Below are 20,393 nucleotides of genomic sequence, written 5' to 3' on the forward strand. Positions count from 1 at the left end.
GCCGCGCAGCACTGAGGCATAAGGACATATCAAAAAAAACAAGGACGTTACCGTGCGCCTTCTCTCCCGCATTCTCTTGCTGCTCCTCGCGCTGCTGATCGTTATCGTGGCCGTGGTGCTTTATTACGTCGCCAATCCTCGCTTGCCGTTCTATACGCCCGTCGAACAGGTGCATTACCTGGATCAATGGAGCGCCGCCGAGCGCCAGACGTATTACTTCACACCCCAGGGCACCCAGGTCAAAGGCCTGCGCTACGACTGGTTCACCGCCCTCGAACTGCCATTTTCGCAACAACGCTTCGCATCGCCCGAATACCTGGCCCGCTTTGGCTTCCTGGTCGATCCGGCGCAGAAAGCCTCGCCGGACAATCCCGGCAACTTGCCGGTAGGGTTTGCGCGGCACCAGAACCCCGGCAGCACCGACCAGTTCCTGGATATCACCTGCGCGGCGTGTCATACCGGCGAATTGCGCTTCAAGGGCCAGGCGATACGAATCGATGGGGGCTCGGCTCAACACGTGCTGCCTTCCAGTGTTCCTACATTACGCGGTGGCAGTTTCGGGCAGGCATTGGTCGCCAGTCTGGCGTCTACCTACTACAACCCTTGGAAATTCGAGCGCTTCGCCCGCCAAGTACTGGGCAAGGACTACGACGCCCGCCACGAGGAATTGCGCAAGGCGTTCAAGGTTTCCCTGGACACGTTCCTGCGCGTGGCCTGGAACGACACCCATCGCGGCCTCTACCCCACCGAAGAAGGCCCTGGCCGCACCGACGCCTTCGGTCGCATCGCCAATGCCAGCTTCGGCGACGCCATTTCGCCGCAAAACTACCGGGTGGCCAACGCACCGGTGGATTACCCGCAGTTGTGGGAAATGTGGACATTCGACTGGGTGCAATGGAACGGATCGGCCCAGCAACCGATGGCCCGTAACGTCGGTGAGGCACTGGGGGTCGGGGCCACGCTGAATTTCTTCGACGCCCAAGGCAAACCGCTGCAAGGCGATGCGCGCTACCCCTCCAGCGTGCGTGTGCGCGACTTGAACAAGATCGAAGAGACCCTGCAACTGCTCAAGCCGCCCGTGTGGCCGGAAGCGCTGCTGGGCTCGATCGATAAACCACTGGCGGCCAAGGGGCGGGCCCTGTTTACCGAAAACTGCGCCGGCTGCCATGTGCCCAAAGTGATCCAGGGGCCTGACAGACCGGTCCAACAACTGCACATGCTGCCCGTGCAGGTGATCGGCACCGACCCGGGCACCGCCAATAACATCGCCGACCACCGCTACGACCTGAGCAGTCTGCAATGGGATCCGGCCGAGCTGGCGAAGCTGGAAGTGCAACTGCACCCGACCCCGACGGAGCCGCTGGACTTGAGCCAACTCTCGGTCGCCAAAGGCCTGGCCTATGTCACGGCATTCGTCGAGAACCGCGCTTACCGCGACGCCGGTGTCACCCCCGCCGAACGCCCGGCCCTGGACGGTTTTGGCCTGCCCATTGGCGTGCGCGAATTGCGCGCCTACAAGGCCCGGCCGCTGGCGGGCGTCTGGGCCACGCCACCGTTCCTGCACAACGGCTCGGTGCCGACAATCTATCAACTGCTGTCCCCCCAGGACGAGCGCGCGACCACGTTCTATAAAGGCAATTTCGAATACGACCCGCGTCACCTGGGCTATCGCACCGAAGCCTTCAGCAACGCATTTCTCTTCGATACCCGGATCACTGGCAACCACAACAGCGGCCATGAATTCCGCGCGGGCGAGCGCGGCAACGGCGTCATTGGGCGTCTGCTGCAACCGCAGGAACGCTGGGCGTTGCTCGAGTATTTAAAAGTGCTGGGCGGGCCACTGGAGTCGCAACTGTAATGATGAACCTCACCGGTAAAAGGAAGTTTCAATGTTGATCACGCTCTGGCTGCGCCTCGGTGCCTTTTTGGGCAAGACGCTCCTGTGGCTACTGGGCATCGGACTGCTCGGCTGGGCACTGTCCACAGCCTGGTTTGCCTGGCAACACAAGGGACCGGTCCCGGACAAGGAACAGGTTGCGCCCGGCGAAGCGGCCATGACCCAGGACATCATCCAGACCGCTATTCGCATCGTCGACCAGCACCGCGAAAGCACGCGCTACCTGCGCGATGCCCACGCCAAGGCCCACGGCTGCGTCATGGCCGAAGTCCAGGTACCGAGCGACCTGCCGGTAGCGTTGCGCCAAGGCGTATTTGCCGAACCGGGCAAGACTTGGGAGGCAACGATCCGCCTGTCCAACGGCAACGCTTATCCGCAATTCGATAGCCTGCGCGATGCACGAGGGATGGCGATCAAGCTGATGAACGTACCGGGCAAGCAACTGCTCGCTGACCGGCAATCACAGAGTGAGCAGGATTTCGTGATGTTCAATCATCCGAACTTCTTCGTCAGTGATGTCGCCGAGTACCGTCAGAATGTGGCCGCTCAGGCTGACGGGAAGAAGGCGATGGCTTTCTTTCCAAGCCTGGACCCGCGCAGTTGGCAGATCCGTCATTTGTTCATCGCCCTGGCGACACTCTCGCCGGCTCCGGCCAGCCCGACCCAGACCACTTATTTTTCGGTATCGCCTTACAAATTCGGCGAAGCCAATGCCAAGTTTCGCGTCGCACCGGACCCGGACAGTTGCCCGAGCTACACTCTGCCTCCCCAGAATCAGGACCTGCCGAACTTCTTGCGTAGCGCATTGAATCAGCAGTTATCCACCGACCGGGTGCCGGCGTGTTTTGTCTTGCAGATCCAGCGTCAGGATCCGAGCAAGTACATGCCGATCGAAGACACCAGTATTGAATGGCAGGAAAGTGATGCGCCGTTCGAGACCGTGGCACGGATCAAGGTTCCAGCTCAGGATTTTGATACGCCCAAGCTGAATCTGGCTTGTGATAATCAGTCGTTCAATCCTTGGTTCGGCATTGAGGCGCATCGGCCTGTTGGTGGGATCAATCGCTTGCGTAAGGCGGTGTATGAGGCGGTCAGCGATTATCGTCATCGGCGGAATGCTGAGCTGTAGAGGTTGGATTGGGGTGTATATCCGTTTTTTTGGTAACGGCTGCTGACGGTTCCGCTCTTACAGCGGCTCACTTTTGAAAAGCGCAAAAGTAAGCAAAACGCTCTTTCCCCACCACTCGGTGCCTCGCCTAGGCTCGGCATGCCCTCACTCCGGCATTGCGCAGTGGGCAATGCCGGAGTGAGGCCAGCGTGGTTAACGGGGCGCCCAGATCAAAGTCCAAAGCAGCAACAACAGCAACAGCGGGGCAAATGCCGGCCTCTATGTGGCTGAGCCACTGCTATCGCGAGCAAGCTCGCTCCCACATTGGATCTTTGGCGGGCACAAAATCCATGTGCACCGCAAAACCTGTGGGAGCGAGCTTGCTCGCGATGAGGCCCGCACATCCAACATCACCGCAAACTGACCCACCGCCTTCGCGAGCAGGCTCGCTCCCACAGGAGAAACGCGATCACCCAGAACCAGGTCGGCTATCAGGCCGCCTCGCGGTGGACGTTGATCTCGGCGCCCCGTTAACCACGATGGCTGAACGCAGGCATTGTGGAGTGGGCATCCCGGCATGGATGCCGGGATAGCCGCGCTGGGCCATGGATGGCCCTTCGCGGCGGCCCACGGAGCAATGCCGGAGTGAGGGCACACCGAGCCTAAGCGAGGTGCCAAGTGGTGGGGCATGAGCGTTTTGCTTACTTTTGCGCTCTTCAAAAGTGAGCCGCTGTAAGAGCGGAACCATAAGCCGCCGTTACCGAAGAAACGGATATACACCCAAAACCCAAGCCAAAAAAAACGGCGCCTCTCCTCTCTCAAGGAAAAGCACCGCTTCTTAGTAGCCACCTGGCGTTCAGCATTCCAGATAACCGAATATGGCGCAGCGGACGGGACTCGAACCCGCGACCCCCGGCGTGACAGGCCGGTATTCTAACCGACTGAACTACCGCTGCGCGTAACACTGAAAGTTTGGTGGGTGATGACGGGATCGAACCGCCGACATTCTGCTTGTAAGGCAGACGCTCTCCCAGCTGAGCTAATCACCCTTCACTTTCGATGCGGGGCGCATTCTCTCACATTTTTTTGTAACGTGCTGATTTAATTAGCAAATTCAGCAAAAAAACATGAGCAACGCACACCACAGGAACTGCAAACAGCAAAAAGCCCGCGTTAGCGGGCTTTCCGTGGTGACCTGGCGTTCAGTGTTCCAGGTTACCGAATATGGCGCAGCGGACGGGACTCGAACCCGCGACCCCCGGCGTGACAGGCCGGTATTCTAACCGACTGAACTACCGCTGCGCGTAACACGTTGAACGAATGGTGGGTGATGACGGGATCGAACCGCCGACATTCTGCTTGTAAGGCAGACGCTCTCCCAGCTGAGCTAATCACCCTTCGCTTTCGGTGTGGCGCGCATTCTACGGAGCACTCTTTAAGCTGGCAAGCACTTTTTAAATTAATTTTTTCAGGCCTTCCAAAGGCTTAGCGAAGGGTTGGCCTATGGCGCCGCGAAGAGAATAATGCCCCCCTTTGTATAAAGGAGAGACTCACCCCATGTGGTTCAAAAACCTGCTTATCTATCGCCTGACCCAAGATCTGCCTTTTGATGCCGAGGCGTTGGAAACTGCACTGGCCAGCAAACTGGCGCGTCCATGTGCAAGCCAGGAGTTGACCACTTACGGTTTCGTCGCGCCGTTTGGCAAAGGCGAAGACGCACCGCTGGTGCATGTCAGCCAGGACTTCCTGCTGATCGCCGCGCGCAAGGAAGAACGCATCTTGCCGGGCAGCGTCGTGCGCGATGCCCTGAAGGAAAAGGTCGAAGAGATCGAAGCCGAGCAAATGCGCAAGGTCTATAAAAAGGAACGGGACCAGCTCAAGGATGAAATCATCCAGGCGTTCCTGCCGCGTGCGTTCATCCGTCGCTCGTCCACCTTCGCCGCCATTGCACCGAAACAGGGCCTGATCCTGGTGAACTCGGCCAGCCCGAAACGCGCCGAAGACCTGCTTTCCACCCTGCGCGAAGTCATCGGCTCGCTGCCGGTACGCCCGCTGACGGTCAAGATGGCCCCGACCGCCACCATGACCGACTGGGTCAAGACCCAGAAAGCCGCGGACGATTTCTTCGTGCTGGATGAATGCGAACTGCGCGACACCCACGAAGACGGCGGCATCGTGCGCTGCAAGCGCCAGGACCTGACCAGCGACGAAATCCAGCTGCACCTGAACACCGGCAAGGTGGTGACGCAACTGTCCCTGGCCTGGCAGGACAAGCTGTCCTTCGTGCTCGATGACAAGATGGTGGTCAAGCGCCTGAAGTTCGAAGACCTGCTGCAAGACCAGGCTGAACAGGACGGTGGCGACGAAGCCCTCGGCCAACTGGACGCCAGCTTCACGCTGATGATGTTGACGTTCGGCGAGTTCCTGCCGGCGCTGGTTGAAGCGTTGGGCGGGGAAGAGATTCCGCAGGGGATCTAAACCCCGCCTCCCTGTGGGAGCGAGCTTGCTCGCGATAGCGGTATGACAGCCACCGAGATGTTGACTGACACTCCGCTATCGCGAGCAAGCTCGCTCCCACATTAGTATTCGGTGTTCTTAATAATAAGGATCAGGTCATGCGCGCATTGGCTGCATTGAGCCGCTTTGCCGGCAACACCTTCGCTTACTGGGTACTGTTTTTCGCGGTACTGGCATTCCTGCAACCGCAGTGGTTCGTCGGCCTGAAAATCGCCATCGTGCCTCTGCTGGGCCTGGTGATGTTCGGCATGGGCCTGGCACTCAAACTGGAAGACTTCGCCGAAGTGGCCCGTCATCCGGGACGCGTAGCCTTGGGAGTGGTTGCCCAATTCGTGATCATGCCCGGTACGGCGTGGCTGCTTTGCCAAGTGTTCAGCCTGCCGCCGGAGATCGCCGTCGGCGTGATCCTGGTGGGTTGCTGCCCGAGCGGCACATCGTCCAACGTCATGACCTGGCTGGCTCGCGGTGACCTGGCCCTGGCCGTGGCGATTTCCGCCATCACGACCCTGCTTGCCCCTCTGCTGACCCCGGCACTGATCTGGCTGCTGGCCTCGGCCTGGTTGCCGGTGTCGTTCTCGGCGCTGTTCTGGTCGATCCTGCAAATCGTACTGGTGCCGATCGCGCTGGGCATCGTTGCCCAACGCCTGTTGGGGGCTCGGGTTCGTCATGCCATAGACGTGCTACCGCTGATATCGGTGGTGAGCATCGTGATCATTGTGGCGGCGGTGGTCGCGGCCAGTCAGGCGAAAATCGCCGAATCCGGCCTGCTGATCATGGCCATCGTGATGCTGCACAACAGCTTCGGTTATCTGCTGGGGTACTTCACCGGGCGTTTGTTCGGCTTGCCGTTGGCCCAGCGCAAAACCCTGTCGCTGGAAGTTGGCATGCAGAACTCCGGCCTGGGCGCGGCATTGGCGAGCGCGCACTTTTCGCCACTGGCGGCGGTGCCCAGCGCGCTGTTCAGCGTCTGGCACAACATTTCCGGGGCCCTGCTCTCGACGTACTTCCGGCGCATGAGCGAAAAACAGGACCGTGAGCTACTGGCCCGTCAAGCGGCAGATTGAAGGACAATCTTGACCGAATCGTCAGCATTGGGCACTCTTGCGCCCAATGCGGGGACGACCTCGCAACGCCATAGCGTTCATTATCCGGGGACGACCCCACCCATCGATGAGGTGCGTGATGTCCTGGATCATTCTGTTTTTTGCCGGCCTGTTCGAAGTCGGCTGGGCTGTCGGCCTGAAATACACCGACGGCTTCAGCCGCCCTCTCCCCACCGCGCTGACCATCGCCGCCATGGCGATCAGCCTCGGCCTGCTCGGCCTTGCAATGAAAGAATTGCCGCTGGGTACGGCCTATGCGATCTGGACCGGGGTCGGTGCCGTGGGCACGGTGATCGCCGGGATCATTTTGTTTGGTGAGTCGATGGCGCTGGTTCGCCTGGCCAGCGTGGCGTTGATCGTTGCGGGGTTGATCGGGCTCAAGGTCAGCACCTGAGCCCTCCTGCAAGAGCCAAACCTATGGGAGCAAGGTCTGTGGGAGCAAGGCTTGCCCGCGATAGCGATCGCAAGGACGCCCATCGCGAGCAAGCTTTGCTCCCACAAGTTTAATCCCACAGAACTTGCTCCCCACAGGTTTTAATCCCACAGGGCTTGCTCCCACAAGCTTTTTGCTCCCACAGTTTTTCGTTCTAGCGGACAGTCCCACGCAACTCCCCCACCAACGCCTGCAACTTCGCCGGCTCAGCCACTTCCACTGCGACCGCCGAACCCGCCACCAGCGTCACCCGCGACCAGAACCGGCGAAACAGCCCTTTGGCCGGGTCGCGACTGAAAAAACTGCCCCACAAGCCCTGCAGCGCCAGGGGAATCACCGGCACCGGGGTTTCCTGGAGGATGCGGGTCAGTCCGCTCTTGAACTCATTGATCTCACCGTCACCGGTCAATTTTCCTTCAGGGAAGATGCACACCAACTCACCGTCCTTCAGGTATTGGGCGATTCGCTTGAAGGCTTTTTCGTAGATGTGAATGTCTTCCTGGCGCCCGGCAATCGGGATCGTCCCGGCGGTGCGGAAGATGAAATTCAGCACCGGCAAGTTGTAGATCTTGTAGTACATCACGAAGCGAATCGGCCGACGCACCGCACCGCCAATCAGCAAGGCATCGACGAAAGAGACGTGGTTGCAGACCAACAGCGCAGCGCCTTCATCCGGAATAGCCTCCAGGTTGCGGTGCTCCACGCGGTACATGGAATGGCTCAGCAGCCAGATCATGAAACGCATGCTGAACTCAGGGACGATCTTGAAGATGTAGGCATTGACACCGATGTTGAGCAACGACACCACCAGGAACAGTTGTGGAATCGACAGTTTTGCCAGGCTCAGCAACACGATGGAGACGATGGCCGAGACCACCATGAACAACGCGTTGAGAATATTGTTGGCGGCAATCACCCTCGCCCGCTCGTTCTCCACCGTGCGCGACTGGATCAAAGCGTACAGCGGCACGATGTAGAAACCACCAAAGATGCCCAGCCCAAGGATGTCGATCAACACCAGCCAGGCGTGACCGAAACCGAGCACTTCAAGCCAACCGTGGCCTTCGACGCTGTCGGGGATTCCACCGGAATGCCACCACAGCAACAGACCGAATACCGTGAGCCCGAACGAGCCGAACGGCACCAGGCCGATCTCGACTTTGCGCCCGGAAAGCTTTTCGCAGAGCATCGAACCCAGGGCGATCCCCACCGAGAACACCGTCAGGATCAAGGTCACCACGGTTTCGTCACCGTGCATCCACTCCTTGGCATAGGCGGGGATCTGCGTCAGGTAGATCGCACCGACGAACCAGAACCAGGAGTTGCCGACAATCGAACGGGACACTGCCGGCGTTTGCCCCAACCCCAGTTTCAGGGTGGCCCAGGATTGGCTGAAGATGTTCCAGTTCAGGCGCATTTGCGGCGAGGCCGCCGCCGCGCGCGGAATGCTGCGGCTGGCCAGGTAACCGAGCACGGCAACGCCGATGATCGCGGTGGACACCACGGGTGCGTATTGCGCCGAGGACATCATGATCCCGGCGCCGATGGTGCCGGCCAGGATCGCCAGGAAGGTGCCCATCTCCACCAGGCCGTTGCCGCCGACCAACTCTTCCTCACGCAAGGCCTGGGGCAGGATCGAATACTTCACCGGACCGAACAGTGCCGAATGCGTGCCCATGGCGAACAGCGCCACCAGCATCAGCGATAAATGATCGAATAGAAATCCTACTGCGCCGACTGCCATGATGGCGATTTCGCCGAGCTTTATCAGACGAATCAACGCGTCCTTGGCGAATTTTTCCCCGAACTGCCCAGCCAACGCCGAGAACAGAAAGAACGGCAGGATAAACAGCAGCGCGCAGAGGTTGACCCAGATCGAACGATCGCCCTCGATGGTCAATTTGTAGAGGATGGCGAGGATCAGCGACTGCTTGAAAATGTTGTCGTTGAACGCGCCCAAGGACTGCGTGATGAAGAACGGCAGGAAACGCCGCGTGCGAAGCAAGGTGAACTGCGAAGGGTGACTCATCTTCCATGTTCCTGAGTGGCGTGGACGCTTATTGGAATGAACGTTTTTCGATCCAGGCCACACATTACCTGTCTTTAGCGATTATTTCGCCAGCCCTGCAATACAGGGCGACACAAACAACTCACCGTGCCAGGCGCCCAGGAGCGTACGCCGCCCGACGATCAGCCACATCACCACCAGCATCGCCACCAGCACAGCCCCGAACACGCTGAAAAAACCCAGGCCCAGCAGGTCCGCAAGCTTCAGCGTGGTCAGCGCGTACACGCCCAGGGGAAAGGTAAAACCCCACCAGCCGAGGTTGAAGGGAATGCCTGCACGCAGGTAGCGCGCGGTAATCAACAGCGCCATCAACATCCACCACAAACCCAACCCCCACAGCGTGATGCCGGCCACCAGCCCCAACCCGGCGGCGATTTCGCCTACGCCGGGCAGGCCATTGGCGGCAAAAATCAGCGGGGCATCGTTGCCCAGCAGCAACATGCCCAGGGCGCCGGTGCCGATAGGGCCGAGGGCCAGCCAGCTCGAGGCGGCCATGTTTTCGTGAGGCAGTTTGTGCAGGGCCATGCGCAACAGCAAAATCGTCAGGATGCTGAACGCCACTGGCAGGGAAAAGGCCCAGAGCACGTAGCTGGTCACCAGCATGACCAGTTGCCCATGGGCGTCGGCCAGATGCGGCGCCAACAGCCCGCCGCTGGCGGCTGCGACTTCGGCGGCCACCACCGGCAAGAGCCACACGGCGGTCATTTGGTCGATGCGGTGTTCCTGGCGGGTGAACATCAAGAACGGGATCAGCACGCCACAGGCCAGCGACATGGCCACGTCGATCCACCATAACGCCTCGGCCACCGCCACCACGCCCTCTCCCCAGCGCGGCAGCCCAAACAGCAAAAAGCCATTGATGATGGTCGCCAGCCCCATGGGAATGGTGCCGAAAAACATCGAGACTGTTGAATGGCCGAAAATCCGTCGCGCTTCGTCGAAGAACAGCACCCAACGGGCCGTGTACATGAGGGCGAACACCACGAACAACAGCGTGTTGAACAACCACAAGCCTTCGCCCAGGGCGCGCAGGCCGGGCATCGACGCCGGCCATTGCGCCAAGGCCAGCGCCAGCACACCGGTGCCCATGACGATGGCAAACCAGTTAGGCGTGAATTGGCGAATGGCCTCCAGCGGCCTGGGCAAATGGCTTAAGGGACGCAAGCGGTTTTTTGCAGCGCAGCATGTCATGGCGAACTCCTGTCCTCGGATGAGGTGGAGCCATGCTAGAGCCGGATCGAATATCTATATAACGGGTAACTTCTCTATATGTTATCGGTTTTTCAGATAACCATCAGACGCTGCCTTCGGTCTCGATCACCAGGATTCTCGCTTCGCCCAAGGGCTTGGCCACATGCTCAGTGCCCACCGATGCGTAGAAAATGTCCCCTGCCTCCAGCAAGGTCTCCTTTTCGACGCCCTCTTCCCGATAGCACATCTGCACTTGCCCATCGAGCACCACGAAGACTTCCTCGCCGTCATTGATGTGCCATTTGTACGGCTGATCGGTCCAGTGCAGGCGCGTGGTGATGCCGTTCATATTGGCAATATCCAGCGCCGCCCAGGCGCGGTCCCCGGTGAAGGATTTGCTGCGAATGATTTTCAAGGGATCGTCCGGAAAAAGGCTGAGTCGCCAAGACTAACCCACTGCCAGCAGCGCCTGCATGCTTGGTTTCAAGACCGCGCGCCATCGCTGACCGGTCTCATGGATTGACGTAACCCCAACAACGCGACGACACACAGCACAATCAACACCGCGCCATAGCCATCGGTGGTCGGGATCAGTCCGAACACCCGTGTCAGATTCCCGGCCAGCAGCGACGGCAGGCTGAAGGCTAGGTAACTGAGGACATAGAACGCCGACATCAGGCCGGCTCGTTCGTGGGGCAAGGCCAGCGGCATGATGCTGCGCAGCGCGCCCAGGAATCCTGCGCCAAAGCCGCCGCCGGTGACCAGCGTGCCGACGAAGAACAACGGCAAGCTGGCGCCATGCACCGCCGCCAGCACCAGCGCCAGGCCAATCACCAGCAAACTCGCGGACAGGCGCAACATTTTGTCTGCGCCTTGGTTGCGCAACAGGTAGATGGACGACGCTCCGCTGAGGGTCAGCACCGCCACCAGCGCGCCGCCGATAAGATTGGAGGTCGATCCGGTTGCCGCCCGCACCAGGGACGGTGCCAGTGACAGGTAGAAACCGCCCACCGCCCAGGCCGCCAGGTCCAGTGGCAGGACCCGCCACAAGGCTTGCCGCGCCTGGGGCGGCACATGCAGGGTTGGCCGCAGGGACCGCCAGGCACCGGGTTGCGGGCTGACGCTTTCCGCCAGGCGCCAGAGGTAAACGGCCTGAGCCAGGAACAAGCCCAACAGCAGCCAGTACGTCAGTTGCAAGGGCAACGGCGCGAACTCAGCCAGCAGGCCACAGCCCAGCGCCCCGCATGCCATGCCCAACAGCGGCGCGACACTGGTAATCAGCGGGCCTTGCCGACGGTCGAAATCCAGCAAGGCCGCCCCCAGCACGCTGGTGGCCATGCCGGTGGCAAATCCCTGGATCAACCGGGCACTGATCAACCAGGCAACGCTGTCGGCGCTGATAAACAGCAGCATCGCTAGCATATTGAGCAACAATGCCGCGAAGATCACCGGTTTGCGGCCCAGGTAATCCGACAGCGAACCCACGGTCAGCAAGGCCGCCAACAGACTGAACGCGTACACACCGAAAATCAGCGTCAGGACGGCCGGGGAAAATTGCAATTGTTCCTGGTAGAGGTGATACAACGGCGTCGGCGCGCTGGACGCGGCGAGAAAGCCGAGCAAGGTGAGCGCCAGGAATATCAGGCTGGCGCGGGTCGAAGCTGGACGGGACATGGGCACGCTCCACAGGAATATTCGCAAAAGCTAATTTTTTGCTTTTGTGAAGTGTGCTACCGGTGTGCGCTTAAAGCAAATTCTTTGTGTTAAGGTCTGACGCATGGCAATTAAAGAAGGTTTACGCCCCGGCGGTCGAAGCGCCCGGGTCCAAGAGTCGATTCATTCGGCGGTCCGCGACCTGCTGCAAGAGCAGGACCGCGCGACCCTGACCGTGCCGCAAATCGCTGCGCGTGCCGGAGTGACGCCGTCTACCATCTACCGGCGCTGGGGCGATCTGCCCGCGCTACTGGCCGACGTCGCCATCGCCCGCCTGCGCCCCGACAGCGAACCGGCCAACACCGGCAGCTTGCGTGGCGACCTGCGCGCCTGGGCTGAGCAATACCTGGACGAAATGAGTTCCGAGCCCGGTCGCAACATGATGCGCGACATCCAGGCCTGCGCCACGCCGGGGTATTGCGTGGGGATCCTCAGCCGTCAGTTGCAGATCATCCTGGATCGCTACCCCGATGAGCCCAATCCTGGCGTCGAACGGCTGATCAATGTGGTGGTGGCGCCGACGGTGTTTCGCATCCTCTTTGCCACCGCGCCACTTGAGGTTGGGGAGTTGTATCAGTTGGTGGATATTGCGTTGGTTCAGTAAGGCCTCCATCGCGAGCAAGCTCGCTCCCACATTGGGTCCTGGGCGAACATAGATTTTGCGTTCGCAGCAGATCAAATGTGGGAGCGAGCTTGCTCGCGATGAGGCCAGCAACCCCCTGCATAACCCAAGAATCCCCCCACCTGCGACACCCCACCACGCCTCGACCTTGGTCGACACTGACGAACCCGTGCGGGCATGCGAGACTGTCCTGCCGGGCTCAAGTCCCGGTGTCTTCGTCCGGGAGTTTCCATGTCGTTGTCCAGCGGGCTGATCGCCGTTGTCGCCCTGGCCTATATGGCCATCATGTTCGCCATCGCCTTCTACGGCGACCGGCGCAGCACACCGCTGCCGCCGCGGGTGCGGGCCTGGGTCTACAGCCTGTCGCTGGCGGTGTATTGCACCAGCTGGACGTTCTTTGGCGCCGTCGGCCAGGCGGCCGAACAGCTCTGGTCATTCCTGCCGATCTACCTCGGGCCAATCCTGCTGCTGGTGCTGGCGCCGTGGGTCCTGCAGAAAATGGTGATGATCAGCAAACAGGAGAACATCACCTCCATCGCCGACTTCATCGCCGCCCGCTACGGCAAGTCCCAATCCCTGGCAGTGGTGGTCGCGCTGATCTGCCTGGTCGGCGTGCTGCCGTACATCGCCTTGCAACTCAAGGGCATCGTGCTCGGGGTGAACCTGTTGATCGGTGCTGGCGCCGATGCCATGGGCACCCGCGCCCAGGACACCGCGCTGATCGTCTCGCTGATCCTGGCGCTGTTCACCATCGTATTCGGTACCCGCAACCTGGACGCCACCGAACACCACCGCGGCATGGTGTTGGCGATTGCCTTTGAATCCCTGGTCAAGCTGCTCGCCTTCCTGGCGGTCGGTGCGTTCGTGACGTACGGCCTGTACGACGGCTTCGGTGACCTGTTCAACCAGGCGATGCTCGCCCCACGCCTGGAGCAGTACTGGAAAGAAACCATCAACTGGCCGTCCATGGTGGTGCAGACCGGGGTGGCGATGATGGCGATCATCTGCTTGCCGCGGCAGTTCCATGTGACCGTGGTGGAAAACATCGATCCCCAGGACCTGCGCCTGGCCAAATGGGTATTCCCTGCCTACCTGGCCCTGGCCGCGCTGTTCGTGGTGCCCATCGCCCTCGCCGGGCAAATGATGCTGCCCAGCTCGGTACTGCCGGACTCGTTCGTCATCAGCCTGCCGCTGGCCCAGGCCCATCCGGCCCTGGCCGTGCTGGCGTTCATTGGCGGCGCCTCGGCGGCCACCGGCATGGTGATCGTCGCAAGTGTCGCGCTGTCCACCATGGTTTCCAACGACATGCTGTTGCCGTGGCTGTTGCGCCGCAATAACGCCGAACGGCCCTTCGAAGTGTTCCGCCAGTGGATGCTCTCGGTGCGACGGGTGAGCATCGTCGTGATCCTGTTGCTGGCCTACGTCAGCTACCGCCTGCTGGGTTCGACGGCGAGCCTGGCGACCATCGGCCAGATCGCCTTCGCCGCGGTGACCCAACTGGCCCCGGCCATGCTCGGCGCGCTGTACTGGAAACAGGCCAACCGTCGCGGTGTGTTCGCCGGCCTCGCCATGGGCATCTTCCTGTGGTTCTACACCCTGGTGTTGCCGATCGCCGCCCACAGCCTGGGCTGGTCGCTCAGCAGTTTCCCGGGGCTGGCCTGGTTGCACGGCAACCCCTTGAGCCTGCCGATTACTCCACTGACCCAAGGGGTGGTCCTGTCCCTGGCCGGTAACTTCACGCTGTTTGCCTGGGTCTCCATGCTCTCGCGCACACGCGTCTCGGAACACTGGCAGGCCGGACGCTTCATCGGCCAGGAAATCAGCGCCCGCCCCAACCCGCGCTCAATGCTGGCGGTGCACATCGAAGACCTGTTGCAACTGGCCGCTCGCTTCGTCGGCGAGGAACGGGCACGGCAGAGTTTCATCCGTTTTGCCTACCGCCAGGGCAAAGGCTTCAATCCGACCCAGAACGCCGACAGCGAATGGATCGCCCACACCGAACGCCTGCTGGCCGGTGTACTCGGAGCTTCTTCGACAAGGGCTGTGGTAAAAGCCGCCATTGAAGGTCGGGAGATGCAGCTCGAAGACGTCGTCCGGATCGCGGATGAAGCGTCGGAAGTGCTGCAGTTCAACCGTGCCCTGCTGCAAGGCGCCATCGAGAACATCAGCCAGGGCATCAGCGTGGTCGACCAGTCTCTCAGGCTGGTGGCCTGGAACCGTCGCTACCTGGAGCTGTTCAAGTATCCGGACGGCTTGATCAGTGTCGGCCGGCCCATTGCCGATATCATCCGCTACAACGCCGAACGCGGCCTCTGCGGCCCAGGCGAAGCCGAAGTCCATGTCGCCCGACGCCTGCATTGGATGCGCCAGGGCCGCGCCCATACCTCTGAGCGGCTGTTCCCCAACGGCCGGGTGATCGAGCTGATCGGCAACCCGATGCCCGGTGGCGGTTTCGTCATGAGTTTCACTGACATCACCGCGTTCCGTGAAGCCGCACAAGCACTGACCGAGGCCAACGAGGGGCTGGAACAACGGGTGGCCGAGCGCACCCGGGAATTGTCACAGCTGAACCTGGCCCTGACCGAAGCCAAGAGCACCGCCGAAGCGGCCTATCAATCCAAGACCCGGTTCCTGGCGGCGGTCAGCCACGACCTGATGCAACCACTCAACGCCGCGCGGCTGTTCTCCGCCGCGCTGTCCCACCAGCATGAGAGTTTGCCGAGCGAGGCCCGGCAACTGGTGCAGCATCTGGACAGTTCGCTGCGCTCGGCTGAAGACCTGATCACCGACCTGCTGGACATCTCCCGCCTGGAGAACGGCAAGATCAACCCCGACCGCAAGCCGTTCGTCCTCAACGAATTGTTCGACACCTTGGGCGCCGAATTCACGGCGCTGGCCCAGGAACAAGGCTTGAAGTTCCGGGTTCGCGGTTCACAGCTGCGGGTGGACAGCGACATCAAGTTGTTGCGGCGGGTTTTGCAGAACTTCCTGACCAACGCTTTCCGCTACGCCAAGGGCCCGGTGCTGTTGGGCGTACGCCGACGCAACGGCGAGTTGTGCCTGGAAGTCTGGGATCGTGGGCCGGGCATCGCCGAGGATAAGCTGCAGGTCATTTTCGAAGAGTTCAAGCGCCTGGACAGCCACCAGACCCGCGCCGAAAAAGGCCTGGGCCTGGGCCTGGCCATCGCCGACGGGCTCTGCCGCGTGCTGGGCCATACCTTGCGCGTGCGCTCCTGGCCGGGGCGTGGCAGCGTATTCAGCGTCAGCGTCCCCTTGGCCCATACACAGGTCGTCGCACCGAGCCCCGCGGCTGAACCCAACGGTCATTTGCCAAGCGGCGCGCTGGTGCTGTGCGTCGATAACGAAGACAGCATCCTGATCGGCATGAACAGCCTGCTGACACGCTGGGGTTGCCAGGTGTGGACGGCGCGCAACCGGGAAGAATGCGAGCGCTGGCTGGCCCAGGGCGGTCGACCGCAACTGGCCCTGGTGGATTTTCATCTGGACGACGGCGAGACCGGCACCGAGCTGATGGCCTGGTTGCGCACGCGCATGGGGGAACCGATCCCCGGTGTGGTGATCAGCGCCGACGGCCGACCTGAGATGATAGCCCAGGTGCATGCCGCAGGCCTGGATTACCTGGCCAAGCCGGTGAAGCCAGCGGCGTTGCGGGCGTTGTTGAGTCGGCATTTGCCGTTGTAATGGGCAGAGGAACACGCTGTTCCCCTGTGGCGATGGAAAATCTTGTGGGAGCAAGGCTTGCCCGCGATGGCGGTCTCAAGGATGCCATCGCGAGCAAGCTTTGCTCCCACAAGATGACCTCGCCACAAGTTTCTGCTTCAGCCCTGGGGTTGTGCTCAGCCCTGGGTTTTCTCGCCGGTTTCTTCCGGCAACTCAGGCAGCCCATCCGCATCGGTCATCGCCCGTTCGAGCAATTCGCTGGGCAGGCTCTTGCTGGCCCGGGCGCCGAGCAGTTTGAGTTGTTCGCTGCGGCTGATCAGGTTGCCGCGCCCTTCCGTCAGCTTGTTGCGCGCCGCGCTGTAGGCTTTGTCCAACTGCTGCAAGCGACTGCCAATCTCGTCCAGGTCCTGGATGAACAAGACGAATTTGTCATACAGCCACCCGGCCCGCTCGGCGATTTCCCGGGCGTTCTGGCTCTGGCGTTCCTGTTTCCACAAGCTGTCGATCACCCGTAGCGTCGCCAGCAATGTGGTCGGGCTGACGATCACGATGTTGCGGTCGAAGGCTTCCTGGAACAGGTTCGGCTCGGCTTGCAGGGCTGCGGAAAACGCCGCTTCGATCGGCACGAACAACAGCACGAAATCCAGGCTGTGCAGGCCATCCAGGCGTTTGTAATCCTTGCCGGCCAGGCCTTTGACATGAGCGCGCAACGACGCCACATGTTGCTTGAGGGCGTGTTGACCTATGGCGTCGTCTTCGGCGGCCACGTACTGCTGATAAGCCGTGAGGCTGACCTTGGAGTCGACCACCACTTGCTTGTCGCCAGGCAGATAAATCAACACGTCCGGCTGGAAACGCTCGCCGTCCGGGCCCTTGAGGCTGACCTGGGTCTGATACTCGCGGCCCTTCTCCAGGCCGGCATGTTCGAGCACCCGCTCCAGAATCAACTCACCCCAGTTGCCCTGGGTCTTCTGCCCCTTGAGCGCGCGGGTGAGGTTGGTCGCCTCGTCGCTCAGGCGCAGGTTCAATTGCTGCAAGCGCTCCAGCTCCTTGCCCAGGGAGAAACGTTCCCGGGCCTCAGCCTGATAACTTTCTTCAACGCGTTTTTCGAAGGACTGGATGCGCTCCTTCAGCGGATCGAGCAACTGGCCCAGGCGTTGCTGACTGGTTTCGGCGAAGCGCTGCTCACGTTCATCGAAGATCTTCCCGGCAAGTTCGGCGAACTGTGCCCGCAGCTCGTCTCGCGAACCTTGCAGGTCATCCAGGCGTTGCTGATGGCTTTCCTGCTGTTCGCGCAGTTCGGCATGCAACGACGCCGCCTGGGCGTCGAGCCGCCGCAGTTCCGCTTCCTTGTTGGCGCGCTCCAGGTTCCAGGCGTGGGCCGCATCCCGGGCATTGTCGCGCTCGATCTGCAACAACTCGACTTCACGACAGGCTGCGGCGAGCTCGGCTTGCTTGGCGGCGTTGGCCTGGCTCAGGTCGCTGATCTCGTCGCGGCAGGCATCGAGCTGGGCGTTGAGGCCATCGTGGGCCATGTGGGCTGTGGCCAGGCGCTCTTCCAGCAGGGCCTGCTCGTTCTGCGCGGCACCGGCCTGGCGTTGCAGGTGCCAGGCCAGTGCCAGCAAAGGCACCGCAGCGCCTGCCAGGCCAAGCAACAGGCTGGTCAAATCCATAGCCATGACAATTCCTACCGATCAAATAAAGCCCGAAGGTTAACCAAGCGGCTGGGGGTTGCCCAGCTCGGTCTTCGTTTTCAGCCTTCGATTTCACCGAGGGCCCGGCGGGCTCGATCATCGCCGGCCCGCGCGGCTTGGCGCAGCAGGTCATGGCCGATGCGTCGATCCCGGGCGTTGCCGCATTCACGGCACATCAACTGCCCGAGGCGACTTTGCGCGGCCACCACACCTTCACGGGCCGGTTGCTTGAGTAAACGGCCGGCCAAGTGTTTGACGCTGGGGCTGTCCCCCAGTCGCGGGCTGTCGAGCAACCACTCAGCCACCCGCATCGAAATACGCTTGGGTGGGGTAACACCAGGGGGTGTGGAGGTAACAGGATTTGATACTGAGCGAAACTTCATAAAACACTGTGGGACAGATCGGAAGGCGCGCCACTCTACTCCTTTTTTCGCACGGGTAAAGCCGAAAAAAACCAGCACGCCCGTGCTAGAGCAAGCGCTTGGGACAATCCACAGAAGCTGTGGATAACTCAGTGGACAACCCACCCTGAACTCGCGCAAAGCCCTGTGGAACGGGGCCTGCGCTTAAACTGACGATTTTTTCACCAGTAAAAAAAAGCGATGTTTTTCATTGACTTAAATTTTGGATACAGGCACCCACCCCGGATTGTTTCGACATGACAGTACGGTGACAAGTGGTGTAGCGAGTGTGCACAAGTAACAGCCGAACTGGTTATAACGCTGCATTTTTTTGGCGCATCTGGCGGTAAAACCTGGGGATAAACCTCAGGCCTTGCGGGCGACGTCGGTGGCAAGGGCGTACCTGCATGCGCTTGAATCCTGTGCTATGCACCCGCGCCCCCACAGCGGCTTATCAGTCTTCTGAATATTTTTTAACCAACGCCCTTCCTTTCATGGGTTCGATCCGTTACTATCCGCGGCGTTAGTACCAAGCTGAAAGTCAATTCCGGGTCGAACACATCTCCACGGTCAGCCATCCTTCAAAGGACGCCTCACCGAAAAAAGGAGACCGGCCCCCTCGATGGTTTCCAGGTAAACCTTGCGCCAACACAGCCTTTGATCGAATGCAAAGGGTGTTGCCAGGCTCATTACTCTGACCGAACCAACCTGCAAATTGATCAGGATCTTCACCCCGGGCCCAGAACCTTTGCCCTTGATGTGTTGCCTGCCCTCCTAAGTACCTACCTGCCAGCCCAAGCGCGCACTTCATATAGCGCTCAAACTGGCTGCTTTGTTCCAGTCGGGTTCTTCGTTCGACCAATGGTGGTCGACGTTACTGGAACGTTTTAACGTTGCACGGTTCTTAACCGTGTCATTTGTAGGAACACCCATAACATGTCTACTCAAATCCACGCACAGGATGCTATCCGCACCCTCACCAACGCTTTTGCCCCGATGAACTGCCTGATCATGGCCGCTCGCAAAGGCTGCTTCAGCTTCACCCTGGTCAACGAACACGGCATCGCCCGTCACAGCGAACGCCTGTACCCCGATCAGTACTCCAGCGCCGAGCCGCTGCAGGCCGTGATCGAGCGTACCCGCCAGGCACTGGTTGCCTGAGACGCCAGAAAGACTGAAAACCCAAAAGCCCCGCCCAGAAAGCGGGGTTTTTTATTGCCTGAAATTTCTCGATCAAGCGAAACGGCGTAAGCACCAAGGGATATAACAGTTATAACCGTTCGTTGAAGATGTTTTAAAAACAGTCCTTTACAGCGCAAATATGACACTACACTTCAAGTCAAGCGGCATGATCCGCTTCCGGCGGGGCCTGGACCGATCCACCGCTGCCAAGCCCACACTCTTCAGGCTCCGCCCCTTTCACACTTCGAGGGTTTTATGGGTATCGCTGCCAGCGAACTGTGTCGATATGTGATCCGCCCGACGCTCCTCTACCTTGACCGTCATAGCGCAACCGCGGAATCGTTGTTGCTGGGCATCGCCGCCAGCCAGTCCGCCCTCGGTTCAGCCCTGCATGATCGCCGCGGGCACGGCCTGTATCGCATTACCGAACCCCGACACCAGGCACTCTGGGATCATTACCTGGCGCTGGACCCGGAACGTGCCAGCCTCGTACGCGGCCTGGCCAGCCAGCACGCCTTTCTCAGCGGCCCGCACCTGGAATTGACCGTCAACCTGCGCTACGCCACCGCCATTGCCTGGCTACTGGTGGAGGAACAGAACACTCCGCTTCCCGAAGCCGATGACGTACTGGGCATGGCCCGCATCTGGCGACAGACCTTTCATCCCCAAGGGCGCCTGCGCGATTTCACCTGCGCCTGGGAAAGCTGTGTTTCACCACTGAACCAGGTCGCTTGCTGACGGGAAATTTGGAAAGTTCTTACAACGGTCGCGAATCTGGTCTGA

At 60.6% G+C, this 20,393-nt stretch carries 15 protein-coding genes and 4 tRNA genes; 9 read left to right on the forward strand and 10 right to left on the reverse strand.

Annotation, left to right across the window (positions count from 1 at the left end):
* Nucleotides 1-52: 52 nt before the first annotated feature.
* On the forward strand, nt 53-1,858 hold the full coding sequence (locus Q7F16_RS15680; protein WP_046062490.1) for a di-heme-cytochrome C peroxidase: 1,806 nt from the start codon (nt 53-55) through the stop codon (nt 1,856-1,858).
* Between the two features lie 31 nt (nt 1,859-1,889).
* Nucleotides 1,890-3,026, forward strand: a complete 1,137-nt coding sequence (locus Q7F16_RS15685) for a catalase family protein (RefSeq protein WP_409557039.1) — start codon at nt 1,890-1,892, stop codon at nt 3,024-3,026.
* A gap of 858 nt (nt 3,027-3,884) precedes the next feature.
* On the opposite strand, the gene Q7F16_RS15690 is transcribed toward Q7F16_RS15685, so the two are convergent.
* From Q7F16_RS15690 to Q7F16_RS15705, 4 genes are all read right to left on the reverse strand, one after another.
* Nucleotides 3,885-3,961 (reverse strand) — tRNA-Asp (locus tag Q7F16_RS15690).
* A gap of 17 nt (nt 3,962-3,978) precedes the next feature.
* A tRNA-Val gene (locus Q7F16_RS15695) sits at nt 3,979-4,054 on the reverse strand.
* A 176-nt stretch (nt 4,055-4,230) separates the two neighbouring features.
* Nucleotides 4,231-4,307: transfer RNA gene (locus Q7F16_RS15700), tRNA-Asp, on the reverse strand.
* 19 nt (nt 4,308-4,326) lie between these two features.
* Nucleotides 4,327-4,402, reverse strand: a tRNA-Val gene (locus Q7F16_RS15705).
* Between the two features lie 160 nt (nt 4,403-4,562).
* On the opposite strand from Q7F16_RS15705, the gene rdgC reads away from it, so the two are divergent.
* The 3 genes from rdgC (at nt 4,563) to sugE (ending at nt 7,019) form a co-directional block, all read left to right on the forward strand.
* On the forward strand, nt 4,563-5,483 hold the full coding sequence (rdgC, locus tag Q7F16_RS15710) for a recombination-associated protein RdgC (protein ID WP_014339706.1): 921 nt from the start codon (nt 4,563-4,565) through the stop codon (nt 5,481-5,483).
* A gap of 137 nt (nt 5,484-5,620) precedes the next feature.
* Nucleotides 5,621-6,586 (forward strand): bile acid:sodium symporter family protein, encoded by a 966-nt coding sequence (locus Q7F16_RS15715; protein ID WP_409557038.1) that lies wholly within the window; start codon nt 5,621-5,623, stop codon nt 6,584-6,586.
* 118 nt (nt 6,587-6,704) lie between these two features.
* Entirely contained in the window at nt 6,705-7,019 is a 315-nt protein-coding gene (sugE, locus tag Q7F16_RS15720) for a quaternary ammonium compound efflux SMR transporter SugE (RefSeq protein ID WP_014339708.1), read from the forward strand.
* A gap of 193 nt (nt 7,020-7,212) precedes the next feature.
* Here the strand turns inward: sugE and Q7F16_RS15725 are convergent, their stop codons facing one another.
* From Q7F16_RS15725 to Q7F16_RS15740, 4 genes are all read right to left on the reverse strand, one after another.
* On the reverse strand, nt 7,213-9,087 hold the full coding sequence (locus Q7F16_RS15725; RefSeq protein WP_014339709.1) for an MFS transporter: 1,875 nt from the start codon (nt 9,085-9,087) through the stop codon (nt 7,213-7,215).
* A gap of 81 nt (nt 9,088-9,168) precedes the next feature.
* A complete protein-coding gene (locus Q7F16_RS15730; RefSeq protein ID WP_409557037.1) occupies nt 9,169-10,317 on the reverse strand; it encodes a TDT family transporter in 1,149 nt (382 codons plus the stop codon).
* Between the two features lie 103 nt (nt 10,318-10,420).
* Nucleotides 10,421-10,732 carry a cupin domain-containing protein gene (locus tag Q7F16_RS15735; protein ID WP_046062494.1) on the reverse strand — a complete coding sequence of 104 codons (312 nt, stop codon included), beginning with the start codon at nt 10,730-10,732 and terminating at the stop codon, nt 10,421-10,423.
* Between the two features lie 68 nt (nt 10,733-10,800).
* Nucleotides 10,801-11,991: an MFS transporter gene (locus Q7F16_RS15740; RefSeq protein ID WP_409557036.1), complete on the reverse strand. Its 1,191-nt coding sequence runs from the start codon at nt 11,989-11,991 to the stop codon at nt 10,801-10,803.
* Between the two features lie 103 nt (nt 11,992-12,094).
* Here Q7F16_RS15740 and Q7F16_RS15745 point away from each other — a divergent pair, with 103 nt between their 5' ends.
* Both Q7F16_RS15745 and Q7F16_RS15750 read left to right on the forward strand, forming a co-directional pair.
* On the forward strand, nt 12,095-12,634 hold the full coding sequence (locus Q7F16_RS15745; RefSeq protein ID WP_014339713.1) for a TetR/AcrR family transcriptional regulator: 540 nt from the start codon (nt 12,095-12,097) through the stop codon (nt 12,632-12,634).
* 249 nt (nt 12,635-12,883) lie between these two features.
* Nucleotides 12,884-16,354, forward strand: coding sequence for a hybrid sensor histidine kinase/response regulator (locus tag Q7F16_RS15750; protein ID WP_409557035.1), 3,471 nt, complete (start codon nt 12,884-12,886; stop codon nt 16,352-16,354).
* 155 nt (nt 16,355-16,509) lie between these two features.
* On the opposite strand, the gene rmuC is transcribed toward Q7F16_RS15750, so the two are convergent.
* Nucleotides 16,510-17,898, reverse strand: coding sequence for a DNA recombination protein RmuC (gene rmuC, locus Q7F16_RS15755; RefSeq protein WP_161798346.1), 1,389 nt, complete (start codon nt 17,896-17,898; stop codon nt 16,510-16,512).
* 188 nt (nt 17,899-18,086) lie between these two features.
* Nucleotides 18,087-18,410 carry a sel1 repeat family protein gene (locus Q7F16_RS15760; RefSeq protein WP_024616481.1) on the reverse strand — a complete coding sequence of 108 codons (324 nt, stop codon included), beginning with the start codon at nt 18,408-18,410 and terminating at the stop codon, nt 18,087-18,089.
* A gap of 954 nt (nt 18,411-19,364) precedes the next feature.
* Between Q7F16_RS15760 and Q7F16_RS15765 the strand changes: the two genes are divergently transcribed.
* Nucleotides 19,365-19,589 carry a hypothetical protein gene (locus tag Q7F16_RS15765; protein WP_003204606.1) on the forward strand — a complete coding sequence of 75 codons (225 nt, stop codon included), beginning with the start codon at nt 19,365-19,367 and terminating at the stop codon, nt 19,587-19,589.
* A gap of 276 nt (nt 19,590-19,865) precedes the next feature.
* Nucleotides 19,866-20,348 (forward strand): hypothetical protein, encoded by a 483-nt coding sequence (locus Q7F16_RS15770; protein WP_409557034.1) that lies wholly within the window; start codon nt 19,866-19,868, stop codon nt 20,346-20,348.
* The last annotated feature ends 45 nt before the right edge of the window (nt 20,349-20,393 follow it).

This window comes from Pseudomonas sp. Lb2C2, from assembly GCF_052112205.1.
In the GTDB taxonomy this organism is placed as follows: Bacteria; Pseudomonadota; Gammaproteobacteria; order Pseudomonadales; family Pseudomonadaceae; genus Aquipseudomonas; species Aquipseudomonas kilonensis.